General features: G+C 61.6%; 10 protein-coding genes. 7 read left to right on the forward strand and 3 right to left on the reverse strand.

Annotated features, from left to right (window positions below):
- Together BN1233_RS24720 and BN1233_RS24735 are read left to right on the forward strand one after the other, a co-directional pair.
- On the forward strand, positions 1-283 hold a 283-nt coding region (locus BN1233_RS24720; RefSeq protein WP_046866299.1), incomplete at its 5' end, for an integrase core domain-containing protein.
- An 831-nt stretch (positions 284-1114) separates the two neighbouring features.
- Positions 1115-1729: a hypothetical protein gene (locus tag BN1233_RS24735; protein WP_147707508.1), complete on the forward strand. Its 615-nt coding sequence runs from the start codon at positions 1115-1117 to the stop codon at positions 1727-1729.
- Positions 1730-2485: 756 nt separating this feature from the next.
- On the opposite strand, the gene BN1233_RS24745 is transcribed toward BN1233_RS24735, so the two are convergent.
- The 3 genes from BN1233_RS24745 to BN1233_RS50595 all read right to left on the reverse strand — a co-directional run bounded on the left by BN1233_RS24745 (position 2486) and on the right by BN1233_RS50595 (position 4022).
- Positions 2486-3028: a hypothetical protein gene (locus BN1233_RS24745; RefSeq protein WP_046866304.1), complete on the reverse strand. Its 543-nt coding sequence runs from the start codon at positions 3026-3028 to the stop codon at positions 2486-2488.
- Between the two features lie 243 nt (positions 3029-3271).
- Complete coding sequence (locus BN1233_RS50590) at positions 3272-3688, reverse strand: TAXI family TRAP transporter solute-binding subunit (RefSeq protein ID WP_280139402.1); 417 nt, start codon at positions 3686-3688, stop codon at positions 3272-3274.
- The gene (locus tag BN1233_RS50595; protein WP_052763920.1) at positions 3663-4022 is read right to left on the reverse strand and encodes a TAXI family TRAP transporter solute-binding subunit; all 360 of its coding nucleotides are present in this window, start codon (positions 4020-4022) and stop codon (positions 3663-3665) included. Before BN1233_RS50595 ends, BN1233_RS50590 begins: the two co-directional genes overlap by 26 nt.
- A gap of 339 nt (positions 4023-4361) precedes the next feature.
- Here BN1233_RS50595 and aceE point away from each other — a divergent pair, with 339 nt between their 5' ends.
- The 5 genes from aceE to BN1233_RS24775 form a co-directional block, all read left to right on the forward strand.
- Positions 4362-7022 carry a pyruvate dehydrogenase (acetyl-transferring), homodimeric type gene (aceE, locus tag BN1233_RS24755; protein WP_046866305.1) on the forward strand — a complete coding sequence of 887 codons (2661 nt, stop codon included), beginning with the start codon at positions 4362-4364 and terminating at the stop codon, positions 7020-7022.
- Positions 7023-7088: 66 nt separating this feature from the next.
- Positions 7089-8351 carry a dihydrolipoyllysine-residue acetyltransferase gene (aceF, locus tag BN1233_RS24760; RefSeq protein WP_046866306.1) on the forward strand — a complete coding sequence of 421 codons (1263 nt, stop codon included), beginning with the start codon at positions 7089-7091 and terminating at the stop codon, positions 8349-8351.
- A gap of 30 nt (positions 8352-8381) precedes the next feature.
- Positions 8382-10529 (forward strand): dihydrolipoyl dehydrogenase, encoded by a 2148-nt coding sequence (gene lpdA, locus BN1233_RS24765; protein WP_074078356.1) that lies wholly within the window; start codon positions 8382-8384, stop codon positions 10527-10529.
- Positions 10530-10577: 48 nt separating this feature from the next.
- The gene (locus BN1233_RS24770) at positions 10578-10988 is read left to right on the forward strand and encodes a phasin family protein (protein ID WP_048708268.1); all 411 of its coding nucleotides are present in this window, start codon (positions 10578-10580) and stop codon (positions 10986-10988) included.
- 175 nt (positions 10989-11163) lie between these two features.
- On the forward strand, positions 11164-13375 hold a 2212-nt coding region (locus BN1233_RS24775), incomplete at its 3' end, for an NADP-dependent malic enzyme (protein WP_048708266.1).

The following is a 13375-nucleotide window of genomic DNA, read 5'->3' on the forward strand; positions in this document are numbered from 1 at the left end:
ATACACCGAACGTCTCGCGGAGGCCGGCATCGAGCTGTCGGTCGGCAGTATCGGTGATTCATACGATAACGCCTTCGCCGAGACGGTCATCGGCCTGTTCAAGGCCGAGGTGATCCACTGCCGCGGGCCGTGGCGCAGCTTTGAGGCGGTCGAGTTCGCCACGCTCGAGTGGGTAGACTGGTTCAATAACCGCCGCCTGCTCGAGCCCATCGGCAACGTGCCACCGGCCGAAGCCGAAGCACGCTACTACACGCAACTTGAGGTCATCCCAATGGCCGCGTAAAACCCAAACCAAACAGCCTCCGGCGAACCCGGCACGGTTCAGACCGGTGGGTCATACCGGCCCGGGCGGAGATTGCGCTGAGTGGGTTAAGCGTTCCTTCGGCGGATTGCACACAAGCGGCTAGGTTCGAGCGCCGCAAGTGCATCCAACAGCTTGCTGTCCTTGTGCGACAGGTCACCGACAGGTGGGTCGCTGTAGCCTTATGGTCGTCTGGTAACTCGGCGCGTCATGGCAGGCCTGATCACCCTCGACCGAGCCTGGAGGCTCACACGCCGACCAGAGGCCCCGCCCGAAGCGGGGCCTTTCTGCTGGGGAGCAGGCTGCTGTCACTCCAGGTGCGGTTCGGCAGCACGTAGAGCGCCCCGGCCCACCAGATCAACGTTAGGTCGTGGGCATGCCCCAAAAGAGACCCTGCCAAGCACGACGTGATCGGGGTAGGAGTTTGGGAGGAACGAGCCGGCAATGGACAACCCGCTCAGACTCAAAGTGCTCTGATCGAGTTAAGGATCAGGTGACGTAACAGAACATTATAAATATCCAGGCAGCTTTCCGATCGAACTCGGCCAGACAGCCGTAATACCTTGGCTTTATTCGGCGAACGTTTGGGCGAATAGCTCATCGGTAATACCCAGCGTACGCTGCGCAACGTGCCGTCTAAGTCACTGGCAAACGGTGACCGCCTCGGGGGTAATTGGGAGTCTGAGTGATGCTCCGCACCTGCCTCGTCACGTTCGCGGCCTCACCCCAAAAGAGACCCTGCCCAGCATCGCCCATGCGCACCGCTGCGGCCCGACCAAGGTTCTGGAAGTAATCACTCCGCTGGGGGAAATCATGCAAGGTCGGTTGGCTGTTTTGATGCTCGTAGGGGTACAGGGTGCAGCACTTGCACAAGCAGAACCCCTGGTCCCCAAGACGGGCGAGACGCGCGCTCGATTGGAAAGGCGCGTCGAAGAACAGAAACAGGGACAAAGGCTCGAAGAGCTGAGACGGGAATACGAAGAACTGAAAAAACGAGCTGCAATCCCCGCGCAGCAAATGCCTCCGCTTGAGCCAAAGAACGTCGGAGCGCCGATCTGGTTTTACAATCCCCGACCATTGACCGCAAAAGAAATGGCGGTGATTGATCCTGTCGTCCGATCAGCCCTCAATGAGGCAAAATCAACCCGCTTTCGCTGGCTCGACTACAACGGTTATGGATATTATTGCGGTGAGGTAAACGCCAGGAACTCCGACAGCGGCTATGCCGGTCCTCAATTATTCACGGTCAAAGTGGAGCTTAATCCAAGCGGATTCATGGCAGGCGCGATCTATCCGGATATTATCACACCCTCCGGGTCTGGAGACCTTCTCTATAGTGCCCTCTCCGACACCTGCCTTATCTCCACGCGAAGCGGACCGGCAGACGGGAGCCTGAAATGGAACATCCCGATGAAGGCTCGCTCGTAGAAATGCTTTTTTGCGCAGGGTCGTCCTGAGGGTGGCTTGCCGAGAACCTGTTCGGCCCGCGAACGCTTGATGCGCAGAAGACCCTCGTTTGGCTGAGCACCGAACGAGGGTCTGTTGCCTCGGAGGACCATTACGCAACGCTGGCCCGGGTTCAGATTGTTCGAATCGGATTACGAGTCGGTTGACGCTGCGGAAGTCGCGGCGGCCCGGGCGAACTGAAGAAGCTCACCCCAAGTGCAGAGAACGGAGCCGCACTTCCAACACTGCACTTCGCTTTCGTCCGTGAGGCCGGACGGAAGCACGAAGGAGGAACCATCACAAACGTCACACACGAATTGTCTCACTGCCCACCACCCCGCATGATGCTGCTTGTTGGTAGCTCTCTCAACTTCACCCCAGACCTGCGCTAAGCGCCATCTGCCGTTTGGCCGATTCCGTTACGAGATAAGTAGAACCCCTGAATTCGCGCATCGGCCAAATCAGGTTATCGAGCGCCAACATAACAAAGTTTGCGTTCTCCCGGGGTGCGGGGGCAGCCAGGCAACAAGGCTGCGACACCGGCGACAAGACTGGGCGCGGCCTTTCTTTCATCAGCGGTGGCGTGTCGTCGGGATCATGGACACGCATCCGCTTGATCGCCGCAGCCTCATAGGGCTTACCCTCACGCATGACGTAACCCGCGGCGGCGAGTTCCGCTGCCACTTCCCGCAGGGACCGGCACCGACCCTGGCGCCGGCCTGCCGGTTAATCTCGCCCCTATGTCACGATCGGCTGGCGCAGAGGCCTCCCGAGCCTGTCGACACCGGCGAGAGCGCAGATGGCGTCAATGGTGTTGCGCAGGCAGAGATCATCCCCTTCGAGATGCTCCTCCGGCTTCGTCCAGAGTCTCGTATTCGCATAGAAGGTCAGGCGAGCCTGAAAGGCAGCCCCCTTCAGCGTTTGAGCCGGCCCGAGCTCTATGGCTTCGTGCGCGATTGCATCAAGCTTGCAGAACCCACGCTCAGCTTGGAGCGCCTCCGCCTCACCGGCTTGGCGCACCACGGCTCCGCCGACGTGCTCGCCTACCGCATTAGGGGCGCCGTGGTCCTTTATGGCAGCCTCAGCCTTCATCGCAGCCCGGTAGGAAGGTCCAATCTCGACCGCCCGCCGGAGAAGCTCGTCGAAACGAGGAGCCAGCGCCAAGAGTTTGGCATCCACCGATGCTTCTGCGACAGCAATCTGTGCCGCTGCCGCGACTGGGAGAGCGGCAAGGCTCGCCAGCAATGCACGGCGGGTGACGGAAAAAATATCGTCAACCATAATCAATCTGTGTTCGACAATATTGGATCAGTGCGCAACTGAATGCTGCATGAATGCTGCAATCTCTGTCCGCGTATCGGAGAGAGATTGCAGCGGCCGAAGAAGCCACCGCAGTGGATAGCTGATCTGTCAGCTTACTTGTCAAGAAGTTCCTGGCGGAGTGGCTGAGAGAGAAAAGCGACGTGAAACGCTGACGGGAGCGCCGGTTTATTGGCATAGCGCAGAGGACGCAAGTTTCGCGGCTCAGAGGTCGAGGAGGGGCACCTCGGACACGAGCACGGCTCGTGCGCTTACCTCGATCACCCCACGACGCGCCCGAGATCCGGATGCCAGCCCTGGATCGCATAGAGCGGCCCGTCGATCCGGTCCTCGGCGATCTCCAGGTCCGCGATGATCGCCCCACCCGCTGGCAGGGCCCTTCTTTTCTGCGAGGGCACAAGGTGCCTGCAGACGCGCATGACAGAAATGAAGCGGACCCGCTCCGAGAGTTGCCTCGATTTTCATGACCTTGAAGAACTCGGGGATGTAGGCGCCCGAGGTGCCGCCCTGTGGGCCGACGCCGACCCGCTTCCCATTGAGTTCGGCGAATGAGCGAATACCGTACTCCTCCAGAACCATGAACTGAAAGGGCGTGTCATACATAGGGAAGAGCGCGCGCATGGACCGCAATTCCCTGCCGCCTGTCCACGGAGTTGAGCCATTCCGGCCCTGCAGCGCAACCCCCTAGGGTAACAAATCCGAGCTGAATCTCGCCCGCTTCCAGCAGAAGGATATTCTGTGCAGGCCCTTCCGTCGGGCGTGTAGCGACCGATATGCCGAGCTCACGTGTCAGAACACGCACAAACCCTTCACCATAAGTGTGATATGTGCCTCCTGGTGATGCGGTTCCGAGCGCCAGGAATGGTGGCCAATGCGGCTCTGCCACGGGCGCGGCTCGTTGCATTGCGGTGATCGTGAAAAGCGCTGCAAGAACCGTGATGGCGTAACGTACCATGGAATTGGGCTGTTCCGAACAGAGAAGGGGCGCGGCAAGTGCTCACAACCTTCCTCAGCTCGCAGCAGATGAAACGCTATTACATAGTTCCAGCACGCGACGGCTGCTGCAGTGGCAAGTAGCTCGCGACTGCATGTTGAAGAATAAGTCAAGTCAATTATTTGCGGAACGCTGAGGCGACTTCATGCGTAAGCTGCACGAGGAGACGCCTGGGACAGTCCATCGCCTGCTGGAAAGCGCTGCCATTCCGGCGTTTCACGCTCGAGTTCGCGCGCCGCGGGTTGTGCGGTCGAGAGACAAGCGCTCCCGCATCTGACGGGCGGCGCCAGGGAGGTGACGATGGACCGAAGTCGCGATCTCGATCCTGTCGAAACCCAGGAGTGGCTCGACTCGTTGGAGGGAGTTCTGGAGGTCGAGGGGCCGGAGCGGGCCCACTTCCTCCTCGAGCAGATGATTGAGAACGCTCGGCGCAAGGGCGCTCCGGTTCCCTATTCGGCGACAACACCTTACATCAACACGATCCCGGTCGAGCGGCAGACGCCTCATCCCGGAGACCGTGCCATCGAGCACCGAATCCGTTCGGCAATCCGCTGGAATGCGCTCGCCATCGTGCTCAAGGCCAACAAGGAATCCTCCGAGCTCGGAGGGCACATTGCGAGTTTCCAGTCAGCCGCGACCCTCTACGATACGGGCTTCATGCATTTCTGGCGCGCCGCCTCGGACGAGCACGGCGGCGACCTCGTCTACATTCAGGGCCATTCCTCGCCCGGCATCTATGCCCGTGCCTTCCTGGAGGGGCGCCTCTCCGAGGAGCAACTCCTCAATTTCCGTCAGGAGGTCGAAGGCAAGGGGCTGTCCTCCTACCCGCATCCGTGGCTCATGCCGGATTTCTGGCAGTTTCCCACCGTCTCGATGGGGCTCGGCCCCCTGATGGCAATCTATCAGGCCCGCTTCCTCAAATACCTGCATTTCCGAGGCCTTGCGCAGACGGAGGGCCGCAAGGTCTGGGCCTTCATGGGCGATGGAGAGATGGACGAGCCGGAGAGTCTCGGCGCGATCTCGCTCGCGGGTCGTGAGAGGCTCGACAACCTCATTTTTGTGATCAACTGCAACCTGCAGCGCCTCGACGGGCCAGTGCGGGGCAACGGCAAGATCATCCAGGAGCTGGAGGCCAACTTCCGTGGCGCCGGCTGGAACGTCATCAAGGTGTTGTGGGGCTCGGGCTGGGACCAACTCCTGGCCAAGGACGCAACCGGCATGCTCGTGAAACTCATGGAAGAGCGCGTCGACGGCGAATACCAGGACTTCAAGTCCAAGAACGGTGCCTACATCCGCGAGCACTTCTTCGGTCGCTACCCGGAGACGGAGGCCCTGGTCGCTGACATGTCGGACGAGGAGATCTGGAAGCTCACGCGAGGCGGACACGATCCCAGCAAGGTTTATGCAGCGTATTCCGCCGCGGTGAAGCATGCCGGTCAGCCAACGGTGATCCTCGCCAAGACCGTCAAGGGCTACGGGATGGGTGAGGCCGGTGAAGGTCAGAACATCACCCATCAGCAGAAGAAGATGGGAGAAGCGGTGCTGCGCCAGTTCCGCGATCGGTTCCAGATCGATCTGACGGACGAGCAGCTCACCGAAATGCCTTTTATCCGGTTCGCTGACGACAGTCCGGAGATGCGGTACCTGCGCGCTCGCCGGGAGGCGCTCGGCGGCTATCTGCCGTCGCGCCGGCAGAAATCCGACGCGCTCGAGATTCCTCCTCTCTCTGCCTTCGAGGCGCAGCTGAAAGGCACGGAGGGCCGCGAGATCTCGACCACCATGGCATTCGTGCGCGTGCTGAGCACGCTCCTGCGTGACAAGAAGATCGGCAAGCGCGTCGTGCCGATCGTGCCGGATGAGAGCCGCACCTTCGGCATGGAAGGCATGTTCCGCCAGTTCGGCATCTTCTCGCAGGTCGGCCAGCTCTACCGGCCGGAGGATGCCAACCAGCTCATGTTCTACAAGGAGGACAGGTCCGGCCAGATGCTCCAGGAGGGCATCAACGAGGCTGGAGCGATGTCCTCATGGATCGCGGCTGCAACGGCCTATTCGACATCGAATACGCCGATGATCCCGTTCTACATCTACTATTCGATGTTCGGCTTCCAGCGGGTAGGCGACCTCGCATGGGCGGCCGGAGATCTCAGAGCGCGCGGCTTCCTGATCGGCGGCACGGCGGGCCGCACCACGCTCAACGGTGAGGGCCTACAGCACGAGGACGGGCACAGCCACCTGTTTTCGGCCACGATTCCGAACTGCGTGTCCTACGATCCGACCTTCTCGTACGAGGTCGCCGTCATCGTCCAGGACGGGCTGCGTCGGATGTATGCTGAGCAGGAGGACGTCTTCTATTACCTGACGGTGATGAACGAGAACTACGAGCATCCGGCCATGCCGGACGGGGCTCAGGAAGGAATCCTCAGAGGCATGTACCTGTTCCGCGAGGGGCAGGGGCCCAAGAAGTCGCCACGCGTGCAACTTCTCGGCAGCGGCACCATCCTGCGGGAGGTGATTGCGGCCGCGGATCTGCTCGCGCAGGACTTCGGCGTTGCGGCCGACGTGTGGAGCTGTCCGAGCTTCACGGAGCTCGCACGTGAGGCAATGGCTGTCGAACGCTGGAATCTGCTCCATCCGACGGAGGAGGCGCGCAAATCCCACGTCGAGACCTGCCTTGAAGGCCGCGACGGGCCGGTCGTGGCGGCGAGCGATTATATGCGTTTGTTCGCCGAACAGATCCGCGCGTTCATTCCGCGCCGATACCGTGTACTCGGTACCGACGGGTTCGGACGCTCCGACTACCGGAAGCGCTTGCGCGACTTCTTCGAGGTTGACCGGCGGTGGGTCGCGGTGGCCGCGCTCAAGACCCTGGCGGATGAAGGCTCCATCAAGCCTGCGGCCGTTGCAGAGGCCATCGCCAAATACGCCATCAACACGGAGAGACCCCCGCCCTGGACCGTTTGAACATAGCAAACCCGCCTGGAAACAGCGGCCCACCTCGAGAGGCCGCGCAGTCAAAGGAGGAACGTCGTGGCGACCGAGGTGAAGATCCCCGACATCGGTGACTTCAAGGACGTGCCGATCATCGAGGTGCATGTCAAAGAGGGCGATACGGTCAACGCCGACGATCCGCTTGTCTCCCTGGAATCCGACAAGGCGACCATGGAGGTGCCGGCGCCCGCGGCTGGCGTGGTGGAAAAGCTGCTGATCAGATTGGGCGACAGAGTCAGCGAAGGGCATCCAATAGTTCTATTGAAAGGCGGTGATGGTGCTGCAGTGCCTGAGCCGCCGTCTCTGATCGAACAACAAGAGCCGACACCTCCCCCCAGTCCTGCACCAACGCCCACAACTGCGAAACCGAACGGCCAGGGAGCCCGGTCGGACTTCGGGCAGGTGCACGCCAGTCCGAGCGTGCGCCGCCTCGCCCGCGAACTCGAGATCGACCTCACGACGATCCGGGGGACCGGCGAGAAGGGCCGGATTACCAAGGACGACGTGAAAGCTGTTCTCAAGGGGCCGGCGGCGCCGGTCTCCGCGCCAGCCCCGGCTGGTGGCATGGGCATCCCTGAGATTCCGGCGGTAGACTTCGAGAAGTTTGGGCCGATCGAGACGAAGCCGCTCCCGCGCATCAAGAAGATCTCGGGCCCGCATCTCCATCGCGCTTGGCTCAACGTGCCGCTCGTCACGCATCAGGACGAGGCGGACATCACCGAGACTGAAGCTTACCGCAAGGAACTCGACGCTTCCGCGAAGGACAAGGGTTATCGCGTCACGCTGCTTGCCTTCCTCATGAAGGCATCTGTTTCGGCGCTCAAGCAATTCCCCGAGTTCAACGCCTCGCTCAACCCCGAGAAGGACAGCCTGATCCTCAAGCGTTATTATCATATCGGGGTTGCGGTTGACACGCCGGAGGGGCTCGTCGTTCCTGTGATCCGAGACGTGGATCGCAAGGGCATCGGCGACATCAGTCAAGAGCTTGGGGCCGTGTCGAAGAAGGCCCGTGACGGCAAGCTCACGGCCACCGACATGCAGGGGGCCTCCTTCACGATCTCGAGCCTGGGTGGGATCGGCGGCACCGCCTTCACGCCGCTCGTTAACGCGCCCGAGGTCGCAATTCTAGGCGTCGTGCGCTCTCGGATGGCGCCGGTCTGGGATGGCGAGACCTTCAAGCCCCGACTGATGCTGCCGCTCTCCCTTTCATACGACCATCGCATCATCGATGGGGCGCTTGCAGCCCGCTTCACGCGCCATCTCGCGCATGTGCTGGAGGATATCCGTCGTTTGGTTCTGTGAATGCCTGATCTGCCTCTGGAAGACTCTGAGATGAGCACGACGACTGAACTCCGCCTGCCCGACATCGGCGATTTCAAGGACGTTCCGGTGATCGAGGTCCATGTCCAGCCCGGCGCCCGGATCGGGGTCGACGACACCGTGATCACCCTGGAATCCGACAAGGCGACCATGGACGTTCCAGCGACGGCAGCCGGCACCGTGCGCGAAGTGAAGGTGAAAACCGGCGACCGCGTCTCCAAAGGTGATCTGCTCATCACGCTGGACGCCGAAGGGGCACCCGCCACCCCGCCCAAGGAGCGGATCAAGGAGGAGGCTGCTCCGTCGCCGGGTCCGGGACAAGCCGACTATGGCAGTCCCAGTGGCGTCTACGAGGCGATCGAAGTCCGGGTACCCGATATCGGCGACTACAAGGACGTACCGGTCATCGAGGTCCATGTGCAGCCGGGTGCCGAAATCAAGATCGATGACCCGTTGATCACGCTGGAATCTGACAAAGCGACGATGGAAGTGCCTGCAGCCCAGGGCGGCACTATCCGCGAAGTCAAGATCAAGGTCGGGGATCGTGTCTCCGAAGGAGACGTGATCGCGATTGTCAATGGAGGCGTCGCCGCTTCGGCTGCGCCTCTCGGCCAGCACGCGCCCGGCCAGGGTCAGGCAGGCTACGGTTCTTCAGCACTCGAGGCCCGAACAGGGGCGGGCACAGACAGGGCGAGGGCGCCGGCTCCGAAGCCGCCGGTTGCTGCGGCAGGAGACATCCACGCCGAAGTGCTCGTGCTCGGAGCCGGGCCAGGCGGCTACACGGCCGCCTTTCGGGCCGCGGATCTGGGCAAGAAGGTCGTGCTCGTGGACCGTTGGCCGAGCCTCGGAGGCGTGTGCCTGAATGTGGGTTGTATTCCCTCCAAGGCGCTCCTCCATGCCGCCAAGGTCATCGACGAGACGAAGTCCATGGCGGCCCACGGGATCGGCTTTGCGGAGCCCTCTATCGACATTGAGAAGCTGCGCGGCTGGAAGGACGGCGTAGTGAAGCGCCTCACGGGCGGTCTGGCGGGGCTCGCCAAGCAGCGCAAGGTCACCGTCGTGCCCGGTAGCGGCCGGTTCGTGTCCATGAACCAGCTCGAGGTCAGGTCGGATAGCGGTGGAACTAAGATCGTGAGCTTCGAGCAGGCGATCATCGCGGCTGGATCAGAGCCGGTGACATTGCCCTTCATCCCGCATGATGATCCACGCGTGATCGACTCGACGGGAGCGCTCGAACTCGACGATATCCCGAAGCGGCTGCTGGTCGTTGGTGGCGGAATCATCGGTCTCGAGATGGCTACCGTCTATCACGCGCTCGGCGCGAAGGTGACCGTCGTCGAGCTGATGGACCAGATCATCCCGGGCGCCGACAAGGATATCGTTACGCCGCTGATGAAGCGGATCTCCAAACAATATGAAGCCATTCACCTCAAGGCGAAAGTGACTCGGGTCGAGGCGAACGGACAAGGACTCACCGTGCATTTCGAGGGTGGCAGCGCCCCGGAGACCGACACCTTTGATAAAATCCTCGTCGCGGTCGGCCGCAGGCCGAACGGCAGGCTGATTGGAGCGGAGAACGCCGGGATCGCCGTCGATGAGCGCGCATTCATCCCAGTCGATCGGCAGATGCGCACAAACGTCCCGCACATCTTTGCCATCGGAGACATCGTCGGTCAGCCGATGCTGGCCCACAAGGCGGTGCACGAAGGCAAGGTCGCGGCCGAGACGGCGGCCGGCCGGAATGCGTTCTTCGATGCGAAGGTGATCCCGTCGGTCGCCTATACCGATCCGGAGGTGGCTTGGGTCGGCCTGACCGAGAACGAGGCCAAGGCCAAAGGCGCGAAATACGGCAAGGGCGTTTTCCCCTGGGCTGCAAGCGGACGCTCCCTCTCGCTCGGACGCGATGAAGGACTCACCAAGGTGTTGTTCGACGAGACGACCGACCGGATCATCGGCTGCGGCATCGTCGGGCCATCCGCGGGCGACCTGATCGCGGAGGCGGCGCTCGCGATCGAGATGGGCGCCGATGCGCAGGACATTGGCCTGACTATCCATCCGCACCCAACTCTTTCGGAGACGATCGGCATGGCCGCCGAAGCCTTCGAGGGCACGATCACCGATCTCTACCTGCCGAAGAAGCAGCCGCAGAGCGCGTCATGAACGAGTGCGAAAGCAAGGTGGCGAGATGCTCAATGGAAGGAGACGACGATGGCGACTAAGCAGAGTGGAACGACGGCAGAGACCGGCAGCACGGGTATGCCTGATAATCTGAGACAGGCAGCCGAAACGACGATTGCGCAAGCCAAGCAGGCAGTAGACCAGTACATTCGCACGGCAGCGGATCTTTACGAGAAGATGGAGTCATCAGCCGAGGCCGCGCAGGCAGGGGCCCGGGACGTCAAGCAGAAGACGTTCCAGTTCGCGGAAGACAATATCAACGCGACATTCGACTTTGCGCAGCAGCTCGTGCAGGCGAGAAATCCTCAGGACCTCGTCGCGCTGCAGCAGGGCTTCCTGCAGCAGCAGCTTGAGCGCCTGAAGACCCAAGCACAGGAAATCGGCACCGCTACCGGCAAGGCTGCCGGGGAGGCGCGCTCGGCTGGCCGTCGCAAGAGCTAACTCGCTCGGGCTTGCCTTCCCGCGAAGGCCTTCGTCAGGGCGGCTCTCTTCATCCGGAGATACGATCATGAGCCTGGAAGTGAACTTCAAGGCACCTGCCAGCACGGCCAGCTAATCCGACACCGGTTCGGATGAGCTTCTGAACAAGGCCGCCCTGGACTATCACCGCTTCCCGATGCCGGGGAAGATTACCGTCCTGCCCACCAAGGACATGACGACACAGCGCGACCTCGCGTTGGCCTATTCCCCGGGGGTCGCAGCGGCATGCCTCGCCATCAAGAATGCCCCGATCGAGGCTGCAAATCTGACGACACGCGGTAACCTCGTCGCAGTGATATCCAACGGTACGGCCGTGCTGGGTCTAGGTAATATCGGTGCGCTCGCCAGCAAGCCCGTCATGGAGGGAAAGGGCTGCCTTTTCCGCAAGTTCGCAGGCATCGATGTGTTCGATATCGAGATCGGCGAGACGGATCCGGACAAGCTCGTCGATATCATTGCGTCTCTGGAGCCTACTTTCGGGGGCATTAACCTGGAGGACATCAAGGCGCCGGAATGCTTTCTCATCGAGACGAAGCTGCGCGAGCGCATGAAGATCCCGGTTTTCCACGATGACCAGCACGGAACGGCGATCGTCGCGGCAGCCGCTATCCTGAATGGGCTCGAGGTCGTCGGCAAGCGCCTCGACGACGTCAAGCTCGTGTGTTCCGGGGCGGGCGCGGCCGCCATCGCTTGCCTGGACGTGCTGGTCGACCTGGGTCTCAGCCGCGAAAACATCTGGATTACCGATTCCAAAGGCGTCGTCTATGCTGGCCGCGCTCAGGGCATGGACGAGCAGAAAGAACGCTACGCGCAGTCCACCGACGCGCGAACGCTCGCGGATATCATGCCGGGAGCCGATGTTTTCCTCGGTCTATCCATGGCTGATGTGCTCAAGCTCGAAATGGTTCAGGACATGGTGGAGAAACCGCTGATCCTCGCGCTCGCCAATCCTGACCCCGAGATCCGGCCGGAACTCGCCAAGGAAGTCCGGCCCGATGCGATCATTGCAACCGGCCGCTCGGATTATCCCAACCAGGTCAATAACGTCCTTTGCTTCCCATTCATCTTCCGTGGCGCCCTCGATGTCGGAGCGAGCACGATCAACGAAGAGATGAAGCTCGCCGCAGTCCGGGCGCTCGCTGAACTCGCGCAGGCCGAACAATCGGACGTTGTAACGGCTGCCTATGGCACTCAGGACATCAGGTTCGGCCCGGATTATCTCATTCCGCGCCCGTTCGACCCACGGCTCATCACGAAGGTCGCGCCGGCAGTCGCCAAGGCGGCGATGGACAGCGGAGTGGCGACACGGCCTCTGGCGGATATCGAAGGCTACTGCCGCTCGCTGCAGCGATTCGTCTATACCTCCGGAACGGTCATGCAGCCGGTCTTCGCTGCTGCGGCTGAATCCGGCCGCAAGCGCATCGTCTACGCGGAAGGCGAGGATGATCGAGTGCTACGGGCTGCGCAGGTGGTGGTCGACGAAGGCCTAGCAACTCCCATCCTGGTGGGTCGACCGGACGCGATCAGGCAGAGGATCCAGTCACTCGGACTTCGGATTCAACCTGATCGCGATATCGAGATCGCGAGCTTCGATGACCAGAAAACCCTCTGTGAAGCTGCAGAGACGTATTATCAGACTCGCAAGCGGCACGGCCTATCCAGGGATGTCGCGGCAGCAGAAATGCGGCGTAACAGCACCTTGATCGCGGCCATGCTGCTCTGTGGCGGTAAAGCCGATGGACTCCTCTGCGGCACGTTTGGGGCCTACAGAAATCACCTTCGCTACATTGAGGAGATGATAGGACTGGCCGAGGGCGCACATGGTTTCGCCGCCATGAACCTGCTGCAACTGCCGCGGCACACCGTGTTCATTTGCGACACCTACATTCACCTACGCCCGACAGCAGAGGAGGTCGCCGAAATGGCCATATTGGCCGCCGCGGAACTACGACGCTTCGGCCTGACCCCGCGAGTCGCTCTCCTGTCGCACTCGAATTTCGGCACTGCCGATGATCGATCCGCCCGCAAGATGCGGGACGCGCTCGAACTCATCACGCAACGCGCCCCTGAGCTCGAGGTGGAGGGTGAGATGCACTCGGATGCAGCACTCAGCAAGCCATTGCTCGACCGCATCTTTCCGGATGCCCGCCTAACAGCCGAAGCGAACCTTCTCATCATGCCGAACCTCGATGCGGCGAACATCACCTTCAACGCTCTGAAAGTGGTGGCGGGACAAGGCGTGAGCGTAGGGCCAATCCTGCTCGGAGCTGCCAAGCCGGCCCACATCCTCACGCCTACGGCAACCGTTAGGGGGATCGTGAACATGACCGCACCAAGCGCGGTACCTT

This window comes from Microvirga massiliensis (assembly GCF_001006805.1).
Taxonomy (GTDB): Bacteria; Pseudomonadota; Alphaproteobacteria; order Rhizobiales; family Beijerinckiaceae; genus Microvirga; species Microvirga massiliensis.